Annotated in this window: 23 protein-coding genes; 9 read left to right on the top strand and 14 right to left on the bottom strand. The window is 55.0% G+C overall.

What is annotated here, in order from left to right:
- Positions 1 to 11: 11 nt before the first annotated feature.
- From ACEN84_RS30775 to ACEN84_RS30760, 4 genes are all read right to left on the bottom strand, one after another.
- Positions 12 to 806 carry an SDR family NAD(P)-dependent oxidoreductase gene (locus ACEN84_RS30775; protein WP_413711733.1) on the bottom strand — a complete coding sequence of 265 codons (795 nt, stop codon included), beginning with the start codon at positions 804 to 806 and terminating at the stop codon, positions 12 to 14.
- Between the two features lie 104 nt (positions 807 to 910).
- A complete protein-coding gene (locus ACEN84_RS30770; RefSeq protein WP_413711732.1) occupies positions 911 to 1,453 on the bottom strand; it encodes a nuclear transport factor 2 family protein in 543 nt (180 codons plus the stop codon).
- Positions 1,454 to 1,469: 16 nt separating this feature from the next.
- Positions 1,470 to 2,228, bottom strand: a complete 759-nt coding sequence (locus tag ACEN84_RS30765) for an SDR family oxidoreductase (RefSeq protein ID WP_413711731.1) — start codon at positions 2,226 to 2,228, stop codon at positions 1,470 to 1,472.
- A 60-nt stretch (positions 2,229 to 2,288) separates the two neighbouring features.
- Positions 2,289 to 2,720: a MarR family winged helix-turn-helix transcriptional regulator gene (locus tag ACEN84_RS30760; RefSeq protein WP_413711730.1), complete on the bottom strand. Its 432-nt coding sequence runs from the start codon at positions 2,718 to 2,720 to the stop codon at positions 2,289 to 2,291.
- 92 nt (positions 2,721 to 2,812) lie between these two features.
- On the opposite strand from ACEN84_RS30760, the gene ACEN84_RS30755 reads away from it, so the two are divergent.
- Positions 2,813 to 3,313 carry a nuclear transport factor 2 family protein gene (locus ACEN84_RS30755; RefSeq protein WP_413711729.1) on the top strand — a complete coding sequence of 167 codons (501 nt, stop codon included), beginning with the start codon at positions 2,813 to 2,815 and terminating at the stop codon, positions 3,311 to 3,313.
- A gap of 48 nt (positions 3,314 to 3,361) precedes the next feature.
- Here ACEN84_RS30755 and ACEN84_RS30750 read toward each other — a convergent pair whose 3' ends face one another.
- The 3 genes from ACEN84_RS30750 to ACEN84_RS30740 all read right to left on the bottom strand — a co-directional run bounded on the left by ACEN84_RS30750 (position 3,362) and on the right by ACEN84_RS30740 (position 5,864).
- Complete coding sequence (locus ACEN84_RS30750; protein ID WP_413711728.1) at positions 3,362 to 4,543, bottom strand: thiolase family protein; 1,182 nt, start codon at positions 4,541 to 4,543, stop codon at positions 3,362 to 3,364.
- A 62-nt stretch (positions 4,544 to 4,605) separates the two neighbouring features.
- Complete coding sequence (locus ACEN84_RS30745) at positions 4,606 to 5,121, bottom strand: hypothetical protein (protein WP_413711727.1); 516 nt, start codon at positions 5,119 to 5,121, stop codon at positions 4,606 to 4,608.
- Positions 5,122 to 5,189: 68 nt separating this feature from the next.
- Positions 5,190 to 5,864: a GNAT family N-acetyltransferase gene (locus ACEN84_RS30740; RefSeq protein WP_413711726.1), complete on the bottom strand. Its 675-nt coding sequence runs from the start codon at positions 5,862 to 5,864 to the stop codon at positions 5,190 to 5,192.
- A 92-nt stretch (positions 5,865 to 5,956) separates the two neighbouring features.
- Between ACEN84_RS30740 and ACEN84_RS30735 the strand changes: the two genes are divergently transcribed.
- Both ACEN84_RS30735 and ACEN84_RS30730 read left to right on the top strand, forming a co-directional pair.
- Positions 5,957 to 6,406 carry a winged helix-turn-helix transcriptional regulator gene (locus ACEN84_RS30735; RefSeq protein ID WP_413711725.1) on the top strand — a complete coding sequence of 150 codons (450 nt, stop codon included), beginning with the start codon at positions 5,957 to 5,959 and terminating at the stop codon, positions 6,404 to 6,406.
- A gap of 3 nt (positions 6,407 to 6,409) precedes the next feature.
- A complete protein-coding gene (locus ACEN84_RS30730; protein WP_413711724.1) occupies positions 6,410 to 7,111 on the top strand; it encodes a gamma-glutamylcyclotransferase in 702 nt (233 codons plus the stop codon).
- Here the strand turns inward: ACEN84_RS30730 and ACEN84_RS30725 are convergent.
- Positions 7,106 to 7,765, bottom strand: coding sequence for a TetR/AcrR family transcriptional regulator (locus ACEN84_RS30725; protein ID WP_413711723.1), 660 nt, complete (start codon positions 7,763 to 7,765; stop codon positions 7,106 to 7,108). The two genes, ACEN84_RS30730 and ACEN84_RS30725, sit on opposite strands and share 6 nt — an antisense overlap.
- Positions 7,766 to 7,861: 96 nt before the next feature.
- On the opposite strand from ACEN84_RS30725, the gene ACEN84_RS30720 reads away from it, so the two are divergent.
- From ACEN84_RS30720 to ACEN84_RS30705, 4 genes are all read left to right on the top strand, one after another.
- Entirely contained in the window at positions 7,862 to 9,046 is a 1,185-nt protein-coding gene (locus ACEN84_RS30720) for an HlyD family secretion protein (protein WP_413711722.1), read from the top strand.
- An 11-nt stretch (positions 9,047 to 9,057) separates the two neighbouring features.
- The gene (locus tag ACEN84_RS30715; RefSeq protein WP_413711721.1) at positions 9,058 to 10,623 is read left to right on the top strand and encodes a DHA2 family efflux MFS transporter permease subunit; all 1,566 of its coding nucleotides are present in this window, start codon (positions 9,058 to 9,060) and stop codon (positions 10,621 to 10,623) included.
- 190 nt (positions 10,624 to 10,813) lie between these two features.
- Positions 10,814 to 12,268: a catalase gene (locus ACEN84_RS30710; RefSeq protein WP_413711720.1), complete on the top strand. Its 1,455-nt coding sequence runs from the start codon at positions 10,814 to 10,816 to the stop codon at positions 12,266 to 12,268.
- A 63-nt stretch (positions 12,269 to 12,331) separates the two neighbouring features.
- Positions 12,332 to 12,982 carry an HD domain-containing protein gene (locus ACEN84_RS30705; protein ID WP_413711719.1) on the top strand — a complete coding sequence of 217 codons (651 nt, stop codon included), beginning with the start codon at positions 12,332 to 12,334 and terminating at the stop codon, positions 12,980 to 12,982.
- A 4-nt stretch (positions 12,983 to 12,986) separates the two neighbouring features.
- Here the strand turns inward: ACEN84_RS30705 and ACEN84_RS30700 are convergent, their stop codons facing one another.
- The 5 genes from ACEN84_RS30700 to ACEN84_RS30680 form a co-directional block, all read right to left on the bottom strand.
- Positions 12,987 to 13,940 (bottom strand): GlxA family transcriptional regulator, encoded by a 954-nt coding sequence (locus tag ACEN84_RS30700; RefSeq protein WP_413711718.1) that lies wholly within the window; start codon positions 13,938 to 13,940, stop codon positions 12,987 to 12,989.
- Positions 13,941 to 13,993: 53 nt separating this feature from the next.
- The gene (locus ACEN84_RS30695; RefSeq protein ID WP_413711717.1) at positions 13,994 to 15,367 is read right to left on the bottom strand and encodes an MFS transporter; all 1,374 of its coding nucleotides are present in this window, start codon (positions 15,365 to 15,367) and stop codon (positions 13,994 to 13,996) included.
- 83 nt (positions 15,368 to 15,450) lie between these two features.
- On the bottom strand, positions 15,451 to 15,909 hold the full coding sequence (locus ACEN84_RS30690; protein WP_413711716.1) for a MarR family winged helix-turn-helix transcriptional regulator: 459 nt from the start codon (positions 15,907 to 15,909) through the stop codon (positions 15,451 to 15,453).
- A gap of 97 nt (positions 15,910 to 16,006) precedes the next feature.
- Positions 16,007 to 16,723, bottom strand: a complete 717-nt coding sequence (locus ACEN84_RS30685) for a flavin reductase family protein (RefSeq protein WP_413711715.1) — start codon at positions 16,721 to 16,723, stop codon at positions 16,007 to 16,009.
- 10 nt (positions 16,724 to 16,733) lie between these two features.
- Complete coding sequence (locus tag ACEN84_RS30680; RefSeq protein ID WP_413711714.1) at positions 16,734 to 17,924, bottom strand: alpha/beta fold hydrolase; 1,191 nt, start codon at positions 17,922 to 17,924, stop codon at positions 16,734 to 16,736.
- A gap of 115 nt (positions 17,925 to 18,039) precedes the next feature.
- On the opposite strand from ACEN84_RS30680, the gene ACEN84_RS30675 reads away from it, so the two are divergent.
- Positions 18,040 to 18,945, top strand: coding sequence for an alpha/beta hydrolase (locus ACEN84_RS30675; protein WP_413711713.1), 906 nt, complete (start codon positions 18,040 to 18,042; stop codon positions 18,943 to 18,945).
- Entirely contained in the window at positions 18,945 to 19,733 is a 789-nt protein-coding gene (locus ACEN84_RS30670) for an enoyl-CoA hydratase/isomerase family protein (protein WP_413711712.1), read from the top strand. The genes ACEN84_RS30675 and ACEN84_RS30670 overlap by 1 nt, the downstream gene beginning before the upstream one ends.
- Before the next feature lie 43 nt (positions 19,734 to 19,776).
- Here the strand turns inward: ACEN84_RS30670 and flgD are convergent, their stop codons facing one another.
- A complete protein-coding gene (flgD, locus tag ACEN84_RS30665; RefSeq protein WP_413711711.1) occupies positions 19,777 to 20,271 on the bottom strand; it encodes a flagellar hook assembly protein FlgD in 495 nt (164 codons plus the stop codon).
- Between the last annotated feature and the right edge of the window lie 61 nt (positions 20,272 to 20,332).

Raw genomic sequence — 20,332 nt, 5'->3', positions numbered from 1 at the left:
CCCGTTCTTTCTTAGCCAATGCTATCTACAATGCCGCCCTCAACGCGAAGCGCCGCGCCTGTCGTTGCGGATGAAAGTGGAGAGGCTACATAGGCGATCATGTTCGCCACTTCTTCGACCGACGCGGTACGCTGAATGATCGAGGATGGCCGATTGGCCTTCACAAAAGCGTCGGCCGCCTGTTGGACAGTTTGATCAGTCCCCGCGATTGAGCCCTCAATCATTGAGACCACGCCGTCCGAAAGTGTAGGTCCAGGAAGTACCGAATTGACAGTGACCCCGGTGCCGGCCGCGCGTTTGGCTAGACCGCGTGCTAGAGCCAACTGAGCTGTTTTCGTGGTGCCATAGAAGATCATATCGGCTGGGATGTTCAGTCCAGACTCTGAGGAGATGAAGATCACTCTTCCCCAAGCCTTTGAAATCATTTCCGGCATGTAGTGACGGGAGATCCGGATTCCCGAAGTCACGTTGACGGATACGAACTCCTCCCACTCGTCATCTGTCGACTCGAAGAAATCCTTCCACGCATAGATACCGAGGTTATTTACAAGAACATCGCAAGAGGGGTGGGTCGCGAAAAGTTCCTCTGCAGCTTCAGCCTTGCTAAGGTCTCCTACGAAGCCTTGGACGTCAACGGACGGCGCGACATGGCGAATAGCAGCCACCGCCTTTTCGACGGTTTCCGCCTTGCGTCCGTTAATCACGACGTCCGCTCCGCATTTTGCCAATGCGGTTGCGGCCGCGAGGCCAATGCCCGCTGAGGAGCCGGTGACGATCGCTCGTTTTCCAGAAAGGTCTAACTTCATTTTCTTTCCTTTGGTGAATGAGGGGGCCAACGCGAAGGGCGGGATTCGCGTTGGCCGGTCCTTGGGGTGAATGGGGGAGAGCCCAAGGACGTTACGGTGAAAAGTCAGAGATGAGGCATATGGTCTTTGAACGACTCAGCTTTCGTATCTTGTGGAGAAAGGCGCTTGTTCGTCGTTGAGCCGCCGATGTAGCGCTCCCAGATCTTCCAACCACTCTCTGTTCGTATCAGGCGATCTCTCATGGGGGAGTATAGCCAAACAGCAGGAAGGTCGTTCTCACTTTCCATGATTTCGCCGGCGCCTATCTTAACGGCATCCTCGGGCCATGCATGACGGATCAGAAGGTTGTGGTAGCGAACCACCACGCCGTTGCCGTCCTGATCGACGATATGGTTCGTCGCATGACGGCCAACCCCTGGGATCAGGTACGGGTAGTCAACTTCGAAGAAATGGCGGATCTCCTGATGCCCCCGGATTGTGCCATGGAAGTGATAGGCAACGGCATCGCTGGTGAATGAGTCAATCATCCCCTCGACGTCCCACGTCTCAAAGAGCCAGTTCACTCGGTTTACGAAGTCAATTGCGCTAACGCGGTCTCCCGGGTCGATTGTCGTTTGCTTGCCGATTGGCGGAAACGCACTTTCCATTATCTCTAACCTCTCTTTAGTTGGATTGACGGGATCTTGTCGAAGGAAGAATTGTTGCAAGCTGGGCCTGTAGCCCTTTTGGATCGGCGACGAACGCAGCTGCAGCAACACGAGAAAGGGTGCCCGGGAAAACCTCCGTTAGTTCATTCTCGATCGCGTCCATGATATCGAGGGCTGCATCCTCGGCGGTCACTTTCTCTTGGTCTGTCCAGGCACCCATCGCGGTGTCGACCTGAACGGGCATGGCCGCAATGACGGCCGTGCCTTGAGCGCTCAATTCCGCCCTTAGGCTGTTAGTGAGCGATAACGCAGCTGCCTTTGATGCTGAGTAGGTGCCCATAAGGGGCAGGGTGACCAAAGAGAGGAAGGACAGGACGTTGACGATTACGCCCCCGCCATTACTCTTCAATGTCGGAGCAAAGGCCCGAGATATGTAAAGAGGCCCAAAGTAGTTTACGTCCATCTCGCGTCGCGCTAGGGCAGCGTCGTCCCCAGATAGAGCACCGGTTTCACCTGAGAAACCCGCGTTATTGATAACCAGATTGACGTCTCCGGCTTCAACACTGACGTTCATCACAGAAGCTAGGTCGGTTACGTCCAGATGGATTCCCACGACACGAGATCCGTACGTCGCCTCAAGAGTGCGAAGCGAAGCTTTGTTGCGCACCGAAGCGTACACCTTTATCGCACCGCGCCCAATAAGCTCATGTATGAGTGCTTGACCGATCCCGCCATTCGCACCAGTGACGAAGGCAACAGAATTAGAGATCTTCATTGCTATCCTATGTGTATATGCACACTAATATAAATCGCTTGTGTGGGCGGTGTTCTGCCGCTAGGTCAAACTGGCTTCGCTAATCTGAAGGCTGTCTGCACGACCACGTTTCGCCATGCTTTCCCCAAATTTGCTCTCGTAGGCCGCCTGGGCGGCCTCCCAGAATGGAGTGGCCTCCACTAGCTTTGCTCGGCCCGCAGAGGTCAACGAGATCACTCTTGCCCGTTCTCCTTGCGAAGCTACGCTTTGGATCAAGCTGCTTTCCAAAAGGGGCTTTAAAGCTCGGACGAGACTGGTTCGCTCCATGACCATAATTCTCGACATGTCTGCAATCTTCAAGTGTTCGTGATGTTCGAGCACTGTAAGAATCGAGAATTGGGAAATCGTGATGTCGCACGGCGCGAGCGCTGCATCGTACGTGCGAGTAAGCCACCGAGAGCTTCGTCGAGCTGCGAAGCAATAACAATTGTCTGGACCAAACGGTATTTTCATACGCTCAATATGTGCTATTACACACTAACTGTCAAGTCATCGCCTGAGGCGCAGTCCTGGCAGAATCTTCTCTATGACAAGGGTCCATAACTATGAGCGTCTCCCAGACAATGATCACGAAAGAGCCTGAGGCTCAAACTGCATTTGAAGCGGTCAACTTCGTCAACCGCATTAATTTCTTTTTCGACCGCTGGGAGGTTGAACATCTCCTGGCTTCCTTCACCGACGACGTGATCGTAGATCATCCCCTCGGGCGTAGCGTGGGCAAGCCAGCACTATCAGAATTCCTAAAGGCATATGAGCCGATCACTCACGGAGTTCGCCGGCACAATGCGAACCATGTGGTCGACACTGTGGAGGGAGGCGATGTGAGAGTTACATACTACATCCTTCTCGTCCGGATTGCACCGAGCTCCGAGGCCCAAACCCTCAAAGAAAAGCCAATGTCGATCATGGAATATGACGAGCATTTTCCAAAGCTCATTTCCTACGCCCAGGTCACCGACACGTTGACTAGGGCAGGGGATGGACAATGGAAGGTCCGTCACAAGCGAGTCGAGAATGTTGCTGAAGACAAGGTTCATCACTTCTAGGCAGTGAATCGGCCCGAGGTCGATCGCGATCTCGGGCGCTACCCGATCTCAAAGCTCGATCGCGACGGCGATTCCTTGACCGCCGCCAATGCACAGCGCGACCAGACCTTTCGATTGGCCGTCGCGCTTCATCGAATGTATCAATCGGGTCAACAGCACCGCCCCGGTTGCACCAATTGGATGACCATGCGCAATCGCGCCTCCCTCAACGTTGACAATCTCCGGCGACAGTCCCGTCTCCGCCATCACTGCAAGCGGTACGGCAGCGTAGGCCTCGTTAATTTCGACCCGCTGGAGGTTTCCAATTTTCCACCCAGCGTTTGCAAGTGCGCGATGGATGGCGGGTACAGGCCCGAGACCGAACATCGCAGGCTCGACGGCCGCCACACCGATGCCTGCGATCCGAGCAGCCGGTTCAATGCCAAGGCTGTTAGCTTTCGCAAGCTTGGTTACAATCATAGCGGACGCCCCGCTGTTAAGACCCGGCGCATTGCCTGCAGTAATTGTGCCGTCCGGGCGAAAGGCTGGCCGCAGCCTGGCTAGCACAGAAACATTCGTGTCTGCTCTAACTGCTTCGTCTTTGTCAAAAACAAACGCGCCCTTTTTGCCAGGAACAGTGACTGAAACGATCTCCGCAGAGAAGTTTCCCATGTTTTGGGCTTGCGAGAAGCGCGATTGAGAGCGTTCCGCCCATTCGTCTTGCGCCTCCCGAGGGATACCTAGACGTTGGACCAGGTCTTCCGTATGCCAACCGGAATGCTTACCTGAAAATGCGTCTTCCAGACCATCTGTCAGCATGCTGTCGTATATCTGCGCTACGCCAAGGCGGTGACCCCAGCGCCCCTCTGGCAAAAGATACGGCGCCCGGTCCATGTTTTCCATGCCGCCGGCTATCGCAACTTCCGCCAGCCCTGCCCGCAGCTCTAAAGTCGCCGAGATTACTGCCTGAGCGCCTGAGCCGCATACGCGGTTAACTGTATAAGCAGGGACTGACACCGGCAGGCCACCGTGAAGGGCGGCCTGCCTGCCTGGATTCATTTTGTTGCCGGCCTGTACGACATTACCCATGATGACAGAATCGATCTCGGTGGGTGACAGAGCCGTTCTTTGCATCACCGCGCCGATCGCAGCTGCTCCAAGATCAACTGCAGAGCAGTTTCGAAGAGAGCCGTTAAAGGCACCGATTGCAGTGCGGACAGGACTGCAAATCACTATGTCGTCGTTGCTCACTTGATCACCTCATGTCGACTTTGACTCTGTCACTGGCGTCACCGGTTACCAATGCGCAGCGCCTAGTTCTCGCGTCGGCCGTTGTTTTGGTTGCGAGAGGGGCTTGCCTCCGAAGAGCCAGCCGTGGCCCCAACACTGGCGACTAAGCCTTCATCGCCAGCCGGTCCTGCATGAAGCTGCTGGTTCTTCGATTGCTCAAGAACCCGATGGCGGACTTCTTCGACGATCTTTTCGCGCTCCTCAGCTGGAAGATTGGCAAAATCCTCCTTCGAGAGGCCGTGCTCGCCGAGATATTGCTGCATCATACGATCGCCGATATCCATGTCGGCCAGTTCTCCGAACTCCTCCTCAGGTGTCTTATCGGCAGCCTGACCGATCCCATCGTCAGCGCCCGACTGAAGCGACCAGAGAGCGCTCGATAATTTATTTGCACCGCTGCTGTCGGAGTTGAGAGTTGTGCCGTCCTGACTAGTGCCGGGTGCCTGACTCGAAAGGTCGAATGGGCTCGCCTCAGAAGTTCGGGTTCGTGTGGCGAAGATGCTTGGCTTCGCGGTTTTTGTGGGATCGATGTACGTCATTTGAATCTCCTCGTTGAGCTGGAGGCTTTCTGACAACACAAGCTTGCACATAGCTTTCATTATGCAAGCTACGCCTCTATTTGGATTACCGTGAGCGTCATGGCCTTTCGTTTCGAAAACCCAACTCGCTCATAAACCCGCGCAGCACGGTTCTCACCTTTGACGTGAAGAAACGGAATGCGACCCTCACGCATAATCCGCTCGCTCAAAAAGGCGACAAGAGACTGCGCGTAACCATGACCTCGGAAGTCTGGATGTGTGCACACGGCGCTGATCTCAACGTGGTGTGGAAGTGCAAGTCTTCGGCCTGCCATGGCGACAAGCGAGCCGGTAGACGAGCGAATGCCGAAGTACGACCCCATCGATATCGTGTTTGAGGCAAAAGGGCCGGGCTCTGTCAGTGTTACCAGCTCCATCATCTCGGAGATATCACCGGCTCCCAAGCGGACTGGGAAAAAAGCACGCTCCTCTGAAAGCGTTGTACAGACCATTTGTTCGATCGGTCGCTGCCGAAGCAAGGTCCACCCACGCGGGAGGGTGGGAACAATTGAGGTGAAGAGTGCGACTGCCTGTCCGGGAGCGAGAGTAGTCGCGAGCTCTGCGAAGGCTTCGTTACTTGGCACTCGGACGGCCGCAAATGGCGCCACGTCTTCCCTGTAACGCTTACCATCAGGGCCACCAACGGAAAGTTCCTGATGCTCGTTGGTCAGCGCATGCCAAATCGGATTATCAAGTGCGTCCATGTGACTGCCGGTGCTATAGCCTTTGAGAAGGGCAATATGATCACTTGCATCATAAAAGTCACTAGACTAATTTGTGACGGAAAGGAAATCGCGTGAGACGGAAAAGCCTTGCTACTGTTAAGTGCCCGATCGCTCAAACGCTGGAACGCGTGGGTGATCAGTGGAGTATCCTGATCCTCAGAGACGCGTTGAAAGGGGCTAGTCGCTTCGACGAATTTCAGCGCAGTTTGGATATTGCACCGAACATCCTCACTGGACGTTTGAACAATTTAGTTGAGGCCGGTTTTCTCGTCCGGCAGCGTTACAGCAACCATCCGCCGCGTGACGAATATCTTTTGACGGAACGGGGGCAAGACTTCCAGGGCGTTATCCAGGCAATTGTTGGTTTTGGAAACAGGCATTTTCGCGATGAAAGTGGTCACGTCGCATTCATCGACACTGACACTGGACGAGAGGCGGATCCCGTTACCGTCGATCGCCATACGGGCGAGCTCATCCGGGAGCCCCGATTTAGTTTTAGAGCGGACGAAGAACAGGCATAGTCCATGACCCCAATGCAATCAGCTCCAAACGAGCATGCCATCACCCGTGATGCATTGCTAAACGGCTCGTTTTTGCTACGAGCGCGTTCGATACCCGGTGTTTCCGCGCTCACGGATGAACAACTGGAGCGCAGTCTCGACGAGGCAATGGCGTCTCGGCCCCACGGTGACGAGGTCTGGCTTTTTGCGTATGGATCTTTGATTTGGAACCCAGCTTTCGACTATGAAGATCGCGTGGGCGCCTCGGTAACTGGATGGCAACGCTCTTTTTGCCTCTCTGCGCCATTTGGACGTGGGACGCCTGAACATCCAACTCTGTTTCTCGCGCTGGATAAAGGCGGAGAGGTAAACGGCGTGGCTTACAAGCTTCCAAAAGGGCGGGAACGTGATGAGTTGTTGCTGGTGTGGCGCAGAGAAATGTTCGCTTCTGGCTATCAGGCGAAGTGGGTGAAGATTCAAAAGTCGAGTGGAGAATGCTGGGCCATCACCTTTGTTGCCAATACAATTTCATCAACTTACGAAGGCCAGCTTTCGCCGGAGGCTGTTTCGGAGCGCTTGCGCAAGGCCGAAGGACCTCTCGGAAGTGGCATCGAATACTTGTACGATACAATCCGCCATCTTGAAGAACTCGGTCTGGACGACATGAGCTTGAACAAAATTAAGCGTCTCATCGACCGCCATACAGCAGCTATAGACCACTCATAGGCCTCGGCGACCGGCCACACCTTCCAAGAAGATCTCCACACACATTTTAGCTCTAGCGCGAATTTCTTCGGCGGTTGGATATCGCGTTTGACCAAGCAGCGCGGACCGCTGAGGTTCCATGATCATCATGCCTCGTAGCATTCCACTGGCAATATGTGGGTTCTCGAGTATTATCTCCCCTGCCTCGACGCGGGAGCGAAGATAGGCCTCCATGGCATCGTTCGTTCGATCGATTGCCTTCTCGTAGAAGGCTGTGGCGATTTCCGGGAACCGCTCGGACTCGCTAACGATCAACCTCAGCAGGGTTACCGTCCGTTCAGAAAGTGTGAGCTCTCCATAGGCGCGTAGCATCCGCTCGAGCCCCTCGCGCACGTCGACTCCCGCCAGCGCTGCTATATCTAAGCGCAAAAGAAAGTCGTCAATGCGCACGCTGACGACGGCTGAGAATAAGTCTGTCTTCGATGGAAATAGTCGGTACAGCGTCTTCGTGGAAACGCCCGCTACCTGTGCGATGGCGTTTACGCTTGTTGCCTCATATCCGCCCTCTCTGAACGAGCAGCAAGCGGCGTTCACGATCACTTCGCGAGTGTCTTCGTCACACCGAGTTTGCGGGCGACCACGGGGTCGCTTAACAGGTTGGGCATTTTGGACCATGATAATTTTCCAAAAGTTATTGACAGCGTCTACATAGAGCATATTTTGGAATACGACAAGTTTCCTTAATCCTATCGACTTCTGAGAAACCTCCCCATGACTGATAACGTCCGCGTGCTTAACCCTTCGAAACCCACGGCCGAGACCAACCCAACGCCTGCAGCTGAGCCGCCAGCAAAAGTCGCGCAGGAGATGGCTATCGGTGCTGCGTTGTCTGGCGATGAACGACCTGTCCGCAAACGCAAGGGTGGGCGCGGAGTGCTGCTGGTGGGAGGCATCGCTGTACTTGCTGGCTTGGCATACTATGGTCAGCACTACTGGACAGTTGGCCGATTTCAGGTCGAAACTGATGACGCCTACGTGAAAGCAGACAGTAGCGCCATTGCCCCGAAGATTTCGGGTTATCTCAAGGAGGTCCTTGTATCTGATAACCAGGCCATCAAAGCCGGTTCGCCATTGGCACGCATCGATGATCGTGATTTCAGGGCGGCACTTGATCAGGCTAATGCTGACGTTCTTGCGGCCCAGGCCAGTTTGGAGGCTAGTCGGGCTTCTCTCGATATCCAACAGTCCAACATAGCGGCAGCGGAAGCTACCCTCGAAGTCGACAAAGCCAATGAGCTTTTCGCTGAGCAGAACAACAAGCGGTACTCAAACCTAGCGACAAGTGGATATGCGCCAGTGCAAACGGCGCAGCAGGCTGCGTCACAGATAGCGGTAGCAAAGGCGACGATCGCCCGGGACGAAGCCGCATTGGAAACTGCTCGTAAGCAGGTCTCTCTGATAAATGCGCAGGTCGCACAGGCAAGTGCAACGGTCGCCAGAGCGCAAGCGCAGCAGCGTCAGGCTGAACTCAATCTCAGCTACACTACGATCGTTGCGCCGGTTGATGGTGTTGTGGGCAACAGGACGCTTCGTACAGGGCAGTATGTACAAGCTGGGACGCAGTTGATGGCGCTTGTTCCGACTGAGCAGGTCTACGTCATCGCAAACTATAAAGAGACACAGCTCACCGATGTCCACCCGGGTCAGGAGGTGGAGATTGATGTCGATATGTTCCCGGGCAAACAGTATCGTGGTCGCATTGACAGCATAGCGCCGGCAAGTGGTCAGGAGTTTGCCCTCCTGCCGCCGGATAATGCGACCGGCAATTTTACAAAGGTCGTTCAGCGTATTCCCGTCAAGATTACGTTGAACGCTGACGATATGAAAAGCGGCGATCTTAGGCCCGGCATGTCAGTCCAGCCCGTGATTGATATTCGCTCCGACGGTGCCCGGTAGGAGCCTAAACCATGTCAACAGCGAACAAAACCCCGAGCGCTAGCGCTCGGGAATGGATTGCCGTACTTGCCGGAATGATCGGCGCGTTTATGGCGATCTTGAATATCCAGATAACGAACGCTTCCCTGCTAGACATAGAGGGAGGGATCGGCACTGGCGTCGACAATGGGGCCTGGATATCGACATCATATCTTATTGGCGAGATCGTCGTGATTCCACTTACTGCGTATCTCAGCAACGTGTTCTCGTTCCGCCGGTATATTCTCGTGAACTCGATCCTATTTCCACTGTTCTCGATTGCCTGCTCGTTCGCGCACGATCTTGGAACAATGATCGTGCTTCGCGGTCTTCAGGGATTCGCGGGAGGCGTTCTCATTCCGATGGCTTTCACGATGGTGCTGACAAAGCTTCCGAAAAACCAGCAGCCACTCGGACTAGCAATCTTTGCCCTCTCAGTGACCTTCGCACCAGCTATTGGCCCCACCATCGGAGGGTACCTCACAGAAAACTACGGATGGCAGACGATTTTCTATATCAATGCTGTTCCGAGTGCGATCATGGCAGCTGCCCTGGCAGCTACGCTAGATCCAACGCCCATGAGGCTTGGCCTTCTTCGGGAGGGGGACTGGTTTGGTATCGTCACTATGACCATCGGCCTCTCTGCCTTCCAGACAGTTTTGGAGGAAGGGAACAAAGACGACTGGTTTTCATCGCCGTTCATTGTGAAGCTCAGTATCGTTGCTGCGGTATTTCTTATCACGTTTATCTGGATCGAACTCACCGTCGAAAAGCCGCTGGTCAAACTAAGGTTGCTGGCCCAGCGAAACTTCGGCATTGGAGTGGTAGTGAATGTGTTAGTCGGCATCGCCCTGTTCGGCACCGTGTATATATTACCGCAATATCTTGGCCAAGTTCAGCGGTATAACGCCGAGCAGATCGGGTATGTCTTGGCTTGGACCGGTTTGCCCCAGCTTTTGCTGATCCCGCTTGTCCCGATTCTCATGAAGCGATTTGACGCAAGGTACATTGGCTTTCTCGGAATCTCGATCTTCGCAGCCAGTTGTTTCTTGAACATATACCTGTCCGCCGACAATGCTGGAGACCAGTTCTGGATCCCGAATATCATCCGCGCTATCGGGCAAGCCTTGGTGTTGACGCCTATCACCGCGATCACAACAGGAGGGATTGCGCCAGCCGATGCTGCAGCTGCATCGGGCTTGACAAACATGCTCCGCAATTTGGGCGGGGCCGTCGGCACGGCGTCTCTTGGAACCATCCTGACGAAGCGGGAGCAGTTTCATTCTAATGTAATCGGGCAGTCGATTACTATGGCCAAAGACGAGGTACGCTTGCGCGTCGATACCCTAACCGGATATTTTATGTCCCATGGTGTTGCTGACAAAGCTCAAGCGACAAAGCAAGCCGTGGTCGCGCTGGGGCGCGTCGTGCGAAAGCAGGCGTTGATCATGGGGTTTAGTGATACTTTTGCAGTTATCGGCACCGTCCTCGCAATTGCGGCAGTTGCGCTCCTACTCGCTAAACGCTCCGCCGCGGGCGGCGGCGCGGGAGCACACTGACCGGCAACAGCTCAACCTCCCAGGAGGCCCTGCCACGGTGTGGCGGGGCCCTTTTTTATCCGGCAGCAGTAGGACCAATATTGGCAGAATCCAGCCCCTCGCCGCGCTTGAGATCAGGCGCTAGGGAGCAGATGTTGCGGGCAAGGCCGGGTTAGCCGGTTTTGTCTTTTAACATCATAAGGGCACCCCGATGGATAGCAAAAAGCCATTGACCACCGCGGCAGGCGCGCCGGTTGTCGACAACTTCAACATTCAGACTGCAGGACCACGCGGTCCCGCTCTTCTTCAGGACGTGTGGCTGATCGAAAAATTGGCTCACTTTGACCGTGAGGTCATCCCCGAGCGCCGTATGCATGCCAAAGGCGCGGGAGCATTTGGCACCTTTACGGTGACTAACGATATCACGGCTTACACACGCGCAAGTATCTTCGCGCAGGTCGGGAAAACAACCGACATGTTTGCCCGCTTCTCAACCGTAGCCGGCGAGCGCGGTGCTGCGGACGCGGAGCGCGACATCCGCGGTTTCGCTCTAAAATTCTACACCGAGCAGGGAAATTGGGACCTGGTTGGAAACAACACGCCCGTCTTCTTCTTCCGCGATCCGCTTCGTTTTCCAGACTTGAACCATGCGGTTAAACGAGATCCTCGCACAGGAATGCGAAATCCGGAAACGAATTGGGATTTCTGGACGTCTATTCCGGAATCTCTGCACCAAGTAACGATCGTTATGAGTGAACGCGGCATTCCGGCGACGTATCGCCATATGCACGGCTTCGGAAGCCACACGTACAGTTTCATCAACGGCGCGAATGAGCGTTTCTGGGTGAAGTTCACCTTCAAGACGCAGCAGGGTATCAAGAACCTGACGGACGCAGAGGCCACGGATTTGATCGGCCGCGATCGTGAAAGCCATCACCGCGATCTCTACGACAGCATCGAGAATGGTGACTTCCCCCGTTGGACGCTGTACGTCCAGGTCATGCCGGAAGTTGCGGCGGAAGATCACCCGGTCAATCCGTTCGATCTAACAAAGGTTTGGCCACACAAAGACTACCCTCTGATCGAGGTTGGTGTGATGGAGCTCAACCGCAATGCCGAGAACTATTTCGCTGAGGTCGAGCAGGCATCCTTCACCCCCGCTGCTGTCGTTCCCGGCATTGGGTTTTCGCCAGATCGCATGCTGCAAGCACGTTTGTTTTCCTACGGAGATGCAGCGCGATACAGGCTCGGCGTAAATCACCATCAGATCCCGGTAAACGCTCCAAAGAATCCGCATAACTCGTACCACCGCGATGGTGCGATGCGGGTCGACGGCAACCATGGCTCTGCAAAGGCGTACGTTCCGAATTCACGAGGCGACTGGCCCGAACAGCCAGCTTACCGCGAGCCGCCACTGAAGATTTCAGGTGACGCAGATCATTGGGATCATCGTGTGGATGTTGACCACTTCGAACAACCTGGGAACCTGTTCCGGATGATGACAGACGAGCAACGCCAAGTGCTGTTCAACAACACCGCTCGCGCCATGGAAGCAGTGTCTGCTGAAGTAAGGCAGCGTCATATCGACAACTGCACCAAGGCTGACCCTGCTTACGGTGAGGGTGTAGCCAAAGCACTGGCGGCCCATCCCGCATTGTCAGAGTAGCGGGCCATATTTTCAAGGCCGTCTGCGACACGATCGCTGACGGCCGTATTCAGAGGAAACAAAATGAGTAAATCTGCAGAAGTAGTTGCGGGCATCAAGATTCCTGACAGCGCAATGGCGACAGCCGCGACCGAATTGGTGCGCGAGACGGAAACTGATCTCCTCTATCACCACTCGCGTCGCGTGTTCCTATTCGGCGCCCTGACTGGTGAGCGCAAGGGACTCTCTTATGACCCGGAGCTCCTCTACATCGGGGCGATGTTCCACGATATGGGGATCATGGACAAATACGCGAGTGACACCGAGAGGTTCGAAGTCGACGGCGCAAATGCCGCTCGTGACTTTCTGAAATCGTATGATGTCTCTGAACGTGATATCGATGACGTATGGGACTCAATCGCACTGCACACGACGCCCGGAATTCCGCAACACAAGCGGCCTACGGTAGCGTTGGTTACCGCAGGCGTTGAGATGGACGTTCTAGGTATCAACTACGATGCGTTTTCCGAGAGCCAACGTGAAGAAGTGTGTGCGTGTCATCCGCGCGGCCTCAAATTCAAGCATGGTATTCTTTCGTCCTTCTGCTTGGGAACAATCCGCAAGCCGGAGACGACCTTTGGCAACGTTAAAGCCGACGTTCTCGCGAAGATGGATCCGAGTTACGAGCGCAAGGATTTCGCAGATATGATCCTGAGCTCTCCTTGGGAAAGTTGATAACTCAGGCCGCCGGTTTTAGGTTAAAGCGCTCGCGGTATTCCGCGGGCGTTACGCCGAGCCGCTTCACAAACGCCTGCCGCATTCGCTTCGGGTTACCGAAACCACATTGGTGCGCGACAACCTTTAAAGGCTGAGCCGTGGCCTCTAATGCATGCCTTGCCACGTCTATCCTGGCCTTTTCGACAAACTCTGCCGGTGTAACTTTCGCAAACTCGACGAAAGAGCGCGCAAAAGTACGTGCACTCATGCCAACGACTTGGGCTAGATCAGCCACCGTCAACGGCTTTCCTAGATTCTCCATGACGTATTTGGTCAGGCTGACCAGCGGCGAGTCCTCTTTAAAGTCCATTTCGATGTAGGGACTGAATTGTGATTGTCCACCCTGTCGCTGGGCCACCACCACGAGACGTTTGGCGACGGCTACAGCCAAAGAGCCACCATGGTGTTCCCTTATAACGGATAAGGCAAGATCTATACCGGCGGTCACGCCAGCCGATGTAAGAAGGTTTCCGTCCCGCAGGTATATGCGGTCGTAGTCAACCTTCGCTAAGGGAAATCTTGCCGCCAGGTTGGCGGCATTTTGCCAATGTGTCGTAACCTGCTTCCCGTCGAGCAATCCGGATTGACCCAAGCAGAACGCTCCGGTGCACACGGAGCCGTAGGTCTGGCTCGTCTTCGCCAGCCGTAAGATGCACGTTTTCATCCGCTCGTCGATGACGGAAGATGGTAGCTTCGGTCCACCAGCGACAAGAAAAAGATCGAATGGGCCAGTCGCTTTGTCATAATCTACGTCGGCAGAAATGCCCATTCCGTTAGATGCTCGGACAGGAGACACTGTAGGCCCGATCAGCGTGACGTCATACCCTTCGCCATCTGGTAGAAAGCCGGTGGCTTCCGCAAATACGTCGAGCGGGCCGGAGACGTCTAGAGCCTGGACACCATCGAAGATCAACATCGCAATAGTTCGCATCACCACCCCAGCAACTTCTGGCTGCCTGTCTCCAGCGATCAGCGACCGGAGCCGCTTGCTCGTATAGCAAACGACGTAGCAGCCGCCGCAAGTGATGTCACGCTGATTACCCAGAACGCCGAGGTGAAATCGGCACCATGTCGCGCTGAGCCCGTGAGTGCCACGAGAAGTGCGATTCCCAAAGCCCCGCCAACTTGCCGAGATGTGTTGAGGACGCCGCTACCAGCGGAATATTCCTGTGGGGACAAGACCGCAGTTCCCCCGGCGAGAAATCCCGCTTGTGCCATTCCTGCGGCGATGCCGGACAAGGCGAATCCAGGGAGAAAGCCGATGGTGAAGTTCGGCGTGTCACCCAAGAACGTGATCCACCACAGGCTTGCCGCAACGAAGATTAGGCTACCTAGCAGTGTGAGTGTCCGGGGGGTGATTTTACCTCGTCCCGACAAGATGGAAGTCGTTCCCGCTAGCGCTGGTCCGATGGCATAGGCAATACCGGCCCGCGCAGGATCCCACGCCCAAACCTGGGTCAGATAAAGCGTACCCGCAAGGATCGACATCGAGAAGCCGGTGTAAAAGCTGAGCATGCCGACAGTGGCTAGCGAGAACGTGGGATTGCGGAAAACCTCAAGGTTGAGGGCAGGGTTACTTACGGTATTGCAGCGATAGATAAATCCGCCCAACATAAGCCCGCCTAACACAGTGATGGTCCACAGCTTCTGGCTGAAGAGACCCCACTCGTGGAAATAGGAGAGTGCCGCCACGATACAGGCTGTGCCCAACGCAAACAGCAGCGACCCCAGCACGTCTGGAATTGCGGATTCCCCACGTGGGGTCTCGTGGAGAAAACGACAGAGAAGGATGGAGGGCAGGGCAATTGGAAGGTTGATCAGAAAAATGTATCGCCAGTCCAAGTGGACGAGGATCCCACCCAGAACTGGTCCAAGTGCGGCCCCGACCGAAGCAATGGCAGCCCAGATAGCCACCATCAGCTTATGCTTCGACGGAGGATAGGCGGCGAGCAGCAGTCCGATCGACGAGGGGATCATTAAAGCGGCTCCAGCGCCCTTCAGGGTCCGCGCGGCGATCAGAAGCTCTACACTGGGAGCAAATGCGCATCCAGCGCTTGCTATCGCGAAAACAATTAATCCGGCTCTGAAAACATTCTTTCTGCCAAAGCGATCACCCATTCTTCCACTGGGAACGAGGAGAGCTGCGAACACAATCGAATATGCACTCAACACCCAGGAAAGTGACTGGTTTGACGCATTTGGGAAGCTATCGCGTATCGACGGGAATGCGATGTTGACGATGAAAAGGTCTAAAGCCGAGAGAAGGCTTCCGGCAGCGACGACAGTGAGCGTCAGCTTCGAAAGCGTTTTAGGGGATGTAGTCGCTTCTAACATGTGATCCATGGGAGCCTCTTGGGATACAAGAAGCCTCATGTGTAGGACGAGTCACTTTTATCATGCAAGTAACAATGTTGGCCAGTGGAACTTCAGACAAGCTCCGCATCGACAACGCTGTCCATTTTATCGCGTAAGTCGTGAGCGGCAGCCGGCCCGAAGGCGCGGTCAAAAGCCGCCTGCGCGCGGTCCCAGCCCGGTCTACCAGCGGTGATGCATTCTAGTCCCTTTTTAGTCACGCTGACTATGCGGGCTCGTTTGTCCTTCTCACTTACTTCGATAGTGACCAGCCCGTCACGTTCCAGAGGTCGAAGGTTATGACCCACGGTGGCCCTATCCATCGCCATGAGGTCGGCCAACTCAAGCATAGTCTTCGGTCCGCGATGCTTGAGGTATCCTAGTATCGAATACTGAGTGATTTTTACACCGCTCTCCGCAATACATTCGTCGTAGAAACGGGTGAGGGTTCGAGCCGCCCGGCGAACCTTCGTGCAGTTACACAACGAGGGGATGTCCGGTTCCGTGACTGCGTTGGCCTTCTTTACGGGCATGGTAAGTCCTATTGGAAGTTGGTGACGCCGAAAGAGCGTCACCTTCTTTTTGAGCAGTATCAAGTCGAATGTGAAATGCCAACAGTGAGCTGTTAGTTCAGTCGGCGGCAACGCTACCGGATGCAGACCAGTTCTTTTGGCTGACGGCGGACCAATCTGCGGGCTTTCCGTCGAGCCTTTGCATACGAGCGCCTTCGCGTTGCCTCAGCAGTTCATCGTCGAGTGGGGCCGTAAATACATTCTCGACAAGGGTATACTCCGCCGCCAATCGGCCTATTGGAGATAGGGCAGCAGTGTCGATACGCCCGCCTTCCAGATACGCGTCGTCACGGATATGAAAGCGGACCACGCGACCCCACACCACGTGATCCCCTAAATCACCCACTGGAATGATGCGGTCAAGTTTGCACTCCATTGCCACGGGTGCAAGTGCGACGCGGGGTGGTCGCACGATCGTGCTAGGGGTCTTTTCAAGGCCTGTTGCCTCGAATTCGTCAACATCAGAGGGATGTTCGATAGCAGACCGATGCATCTGCCCCGCCAGGCCAAGCGTGGCGAGGTTTGCGACAAATTCCCCGGTATCCCTGATATTGACAAAGCTGTCCTTAAGGGTCAGGCCATCAGATTTTGGTTGCATGCTGATTGACAGAACAGGGGGCTTGCGTCCGACGACTGTGAAGAATGAGAACGGCGCCAGGTTCGCGACGCCATCCGTTGAAAGTGTGCTGAGCCAACCAATAGCACGTGGCACAACCGTTGCAATCAAGAGTTTATAGGCTTGCGTAGCATCTAAGGCTTCTGCGTCAATAATCATTTGATTCCTCCTAATCCAAAATGACCGGCGATGCGGCAAAATGCTCGTCTGGCAGTACTCCCTTTAAACGGACGCCGAGTTCGTGAGAAAACTTGATGGCGGCTGCGAGTGGCCGGTGATGTATTGCAATGTTTGCGATTTTCCCGTCGCTACTGCGGGTGATGACGGTTACGCCTGATATTTTAACTCCGCCGAAGGCAAGAGCGCGCCACTCCAGATACTGTCGTGCTTGCCCATCCGACTGCTCTGTAAATTCAAGTGACTCATAAATCCGGCTGGCCGCTTCCATTACGTTCTTGACGTTCTCTTTGCCTACAACGGGCTTGTAGAGCGTAGCTGCCTCAAGAGTTACGTCTTGGGAGAAAGTGTCAGCGAAAGCTGATGAGGACTTTTGAGCGAAAGCGCTCTTCCAATCACCTGCCGCCTCGGATGATGTCAAAGCCTTGAGGAGGTCCTGGATGACACCCATTAGAGCTTCCGGGTCCTCAAAATGCAGCCAGTGTCCAGCTCCCTTGACCGATACTTGTTTCCGGTTCTTGAACCTTGCCGCTACGCGGTCTGCCATCTCAGCATTGACGAAGGGATCGCTCTCGCCACGCATAAGCACGACTGGTCCCTCAAAGGAGCTTGGAGCGTCTGCGCCCGCCACCCCGGCATTCCAGAGATCCACGAGGGTAGCTACCGTTGACGGGCGCACTTCTTCACCGGATTTGTTCAGCGTATCCAGCTCTTCACTCGCCAGGTTGGGGGAGAGATAAGCCCGAACATTTCTCTGAGCCTCAAGGTTGCCGCCGAGTGCACGGAAATCAGCCACTGCATCCTCGGGCGCATTCACGCCCGACAACGGAACAGGCGCAACCAATATCATCGCGAGCACTTTTTCGGGATGGGCCTCCGCGAGCAAGTCGGCCACTTGCGCACCCATGCTTTGTGCAACGATGACGAGGTTTCCTGGAAGCCTCTCAATTATAGAGGAAACGTCGTCGCGGTAGCTCTCGAGACTGATGTCACCTGCCAGGCCTGTCAGTTTGCCCATCCCAGGTAGGTCGAATGTGACCGTCGAGTGCTCAGTTTTCGCCAAGAGCTTCAGGACAGGATTCCAAACTTCTGCGGAATCAAGAAAGCCGTGGATAAATAGAATAGTTAGCGATCCCGTGCCTCTCCGTTCGAACGGAATACGGGCAGTCAAATCCTTGGTCATGTTCTCCTCCCGAGAAACGTTTTCCAAAAACCGTTTGCTTGAACGGCAACCAGGTTATAAGTCTTATATGCCCCTAAATTCAAGAGGCGTCTGGAAAACCATCGGAGGAATGGCTTTGAAAAGACTTGATATAGAATTTGCCGCTGAGGGCGGCGCCACGATCGCGGGATGGCTTTTCGTGCCGGACAGCAGCCATGCTCTCCCCGCGATCTCAATGGCTCACGGCTATGCTGGGGTGAAAGAGCAGGGACTCGAATCATTCGCGAAGGCTTTTGCGGACGCGGGTTTCGTAGTGCTGTTGCATGATCACAGAGGATTTGGCGCCAGTGGTGGCGATCTCCGTCAAGACGTCGATCCATGGAGACAGATAGCAGATTGGCGACGCGCGATATCATTTTTGGAGTCCCGCCCAGAGGTCGATCCGTCTAGAATTGGAATTTGGGGAACCAGCTATGCCGGCGGCCATGTCCTTGTCCTTGGAGCTACCGACCGCCGTGTAAAGGCCGTCGTTTCCCAAGTGCCCACAATTTCCGGATATGAGCAGGGACTGCGGCGCGTGCCTCCAGATGGTGTGGCAAAGCTCGAGGAGCTCTTTTCGGACGACGAGCGTGCCCAACTCGCGGGCTTCCCGCCACGACGGCAAGCCATTGTCAGTAGCGATCTCTCGATCGCGGCCTCATACAGGACCCCAGACGCAATTTCGTTTTACACACAGACGGTTCCGGAAGGAGCTTGGGAGAACAACGTAACCGTCCGATCTACTCGTCTTGCGAGAATGTACGAACCAGGCACCTGGGTCCCGCGGGTCTCTCCAACCCCGTTGCTTATGGTCGTCGCCATGGATGATACAATCACAGTCACGGATCTCGCGCTTGCGGCCTATGAAAGAGCGTTGGAACCTAAAAAGCTCGTCACTATAAAAGGCGGCCACTTCGATCCTTACCTGGACGAGTTTCGAGCAGCCAGTTCGGCCGCCGTCGCTTGGTTCACAAAACATCTTGGCAACGAGGGAGGTCGGTGATGCAACATCTGAGGCACTACTTCGCGGAAAATGTCGCGCACATCGTTCTACAAAATCCGCCGCAAAACCGCTTGTCGCCGCAGATGCTGGACGAGTTCGCCCACGCTATAGCGGCCGTAAGCAATAGTGATGCTCGTGCTCTTGTTGTCACTGCCGATGGCGCAGACTTCAGCTTCGGAGGCGATATCGTTCCTTGGGTAGACCTAAACGAACGGGAGCTCAGGACCCTCTTCGAAGGTTACCTTAACGCTTTCAATACGTTCGAGCGACTATCAATTCCAACGATTGCTGCTGTCCGCGGCCTTTGCTTTGGCGGCGGGCTGGAGTTGTCGGTCCGTGCCGACATCGTCTTTGCCTCTGAAAACGCTCGGTTTGGGCATCCCGAACAGTCGCTAGGGATCGTCACTTTGCTCGGAGGCATCTATCGGGTTGCAGAAAAAGCGGGACGTGCAAAGGCCATGGAATGGGCGTTGACGTCGGAGCAAGTTCCAGCTGATACAATGATGCAATATGGTGTGGTCAATCGCATTGTTGCCGACGAGGCGCTTGAACAAGAGACTATCGCGTTCGCCAAACGCATAGCAAACGGCCCAACCAAGGCCCATGCCGCACACAAAGCACTCCTACGATTATGGGCAACAGGTGGTGTGGCCGTCGCGGACGAAGCAATGTTCGATATCGCAATGCCATTGTTCAAAACCGCCGATGTCCGGCACGCTTTGCCAACTTCGGTTGAACTGTTCAAGGCCGGAAAACCGAGGCCCGCCTTTGACTTCAAGGGCGAGTAGGGTGTCTTGCGCCCCGCTCGGCAAAGAGTCGGGGCGCAAGAGTTCAGGAAGGGTTGGACGTCTTCGGCGGCCCGTCACTTATGGTGACGCCTGGTCCAACAAGAACCTGCTTTCCGTTATCCAACGTCGCAATGAGGCCATCGCTGTAGACTTTAACGGAAGCCACTGTTCCCGAGACCGGGTTATCGCCTGTGGTTTGAACGTATTTTCCTATATAGCTCTGCGCAATCTGCAGACTGCTTTGCGTGAGCAGGCTATCCAGCTTCTGGTTGGATTGGATGGTCTGCTCCACCTGTGAGAAACTTGCTAGTTGTGCGAGCTGTTGAGCTGGATCTGACGGAGCTGTAGGATCCTGGTTCTTCAGCTGTGCGATAAGGAGTCGAAGGAAGCTGTCGTAGTTCAACATCGCCTTGTCGCTAGCCGTCTTACCTCCGGCTTGCGATGTGGGGTCGCTCGTATTTCCAGTATTTCCAGAGCTGCCAGTGCTTCCTGTGGTGGTGTTAGCGGTCGCTTTATTTACTTGTCCAACTACCGTCATTGTGTCCTCGGCTTCGGGTGAAATGACCTAAGATGCCGGACGGATGGTTTATTCACAGCCC

This window comes from Rhizobium sp. Rhizsp82, assembly GCF_047325115.1.
Taxonomy (GTDB): Bacteria; Pseudomonadota; Alphaproteobacteria; order Rhizobiales; family Rhizobiaceae; genus Rhizobium.
This window is presented reverse-complemented; position numbering and strand designations above follow the sequence as displayed.

Excerpts from the sequence above, each read along its gene's own strand:
- ACEN84_RS30775 (WP_413711733.1), bottom strand. The coding sequence starts at position 806 with ATGAAGTTAGACCTTTCTGGAAAACGAGCGATCGTCACCGGCTCCTCA.
- ACEN84_RS30770 (WP_413711732.1), bottom strand. The coding sequence starts at position 1,453 with ATGGAAAGTGCGTTTCCGCCAATCGGCAAGCAAACGACAATCGACCCG.
- ACEN84_RS30765 (WP_413711731.1), bottom strand. The coding sequence starts at position 2,228 with ATGAAGATCTCTAATTCTGTTGCCTTCGTCACTGGTGCGAATGGCGGG.
- ACEN84_RS30760 (WP_413711730.1), bottom strand. The coding sequence starts at position 2,720 with ATGAAAATACCGTTTGGTCCAGACAATTGTTATTGCTTCGCAGCTCGA.
- ACEN84_RS30755 (WP_413711729.1), top strand. The coding sequence starts at position 2,813 with ATGAGCGTCTCCCAGACAATGATCACGAAAGAGCCTGAGGCTCAAACT.
- ACEN84_RS30745 (WP_413711727.1), bottom strand. The coding sequence starts at position 5,121 with ATGACGTACATCGATCCCACAAAAACCGCGAAGCCAAGCATCTTCGCC.
- ACEN84_RS30740 (WP_413711726.1), bottom strand. The coding sequence starts at position 5,864 with ATGGACGCACTTGATAATCCGATTTGGCATGCGCTGACCAACGAGCAT.
- ACEN84_RS30730 (WP_413711724.1), top strand. The coding sequence starts at position 6,410 with ATGACCCCAATGCAATCAGCTCCAAACGAGCATGCCATCACCCGTGAT.
- ACEN84_RS30725 (WP_413711723.1), bottom strand. The coding sequence starts at position 7,765 with ATGGTCCAAAATGCCCAACCTGTTAAGCGACCCCGTGGTCGCCCGCAA.
- ACEN84_RS30720 (WP_413711722.1), top strand. The coding sequence starts at position 7,862 with ATGACTGATAACGTCCGCGTGCTTAACCCTTCGAAACCCACGGCCGAG.
- ACEN84_RS30715 (WP_413711721.1), top strand. The coding sequence starts at position 9,058 with ATGTCAACAGCGAACAAAACCCCGAGCGCTAGCGCTCGGGAATGGATT.
- ACEN84_RS30710 (WP_413711720.1), top strand. The coding sequence starts at position 10,814 with ATGGATAGCAAAAAGCCATTGACCACCGCGGCAGGCGCGCCGGTTGTC.
- ACEN84_RS30705 (WP_413711719.1), top strand. The coding sequence starts at position 12,332 with ATGAGTAAATCTGCAGAAGTAGTTGCGGGCATCAAGATTCCTGACAGC.
- ACEN84_RS30700 (WP_413711718.1), bottom strand. The coding sequence starts at position 13,940 with ATGTTGATCTTCGATGGTGTCCAGGCTCTAGACGTCTCCGGCCCGCTC.
- ACEN84_RS30695 (WP_413711717.1), bottom strand. The coding sequence starts at position 15,367 with ATGGATCACATGTTAGAAGCGACTACATCCCCTAAAACGCTTTCGAAG.
- ACEN84_RS30690 (WP_413711716.1), bottom strand. The coding sequence starts at position 15,909 with ATGCCCGTAAAGAAGGCCAACGCAGTCACGGAACCGGACATCCCCTCG.
- ACEN84_RS30685 (WP_413711715.1), bottom strand. The coding sequence starts at position 16,723 with ATGATTATTGACGCAGAAGCCTTAGATGCTACGCAAGCCTATAAACTC.
- ACEN84_RS30680 (WP_413711714.1), bottom strand. The coding sequence starts at position 17,924 with ATGACCAAGGATTTGACTGCCCGTATTCCGTTCGAACGGAGAGGCACG.
- ACEN84_RS30670 (WP_413711712.1), top strand. The coding sequence starts at position 18,945 with ATGCAACATCTGAGGCACTACTTCGCGGAAAATGTCGCGCACATCGTT.
- flgD (WP_413711711.1), bottom strand. The coding sequence starts at position 20,271 with ATGACGGTAGTTGGACAAGTAAATAAAGCGACCGCTAACACCACCACA.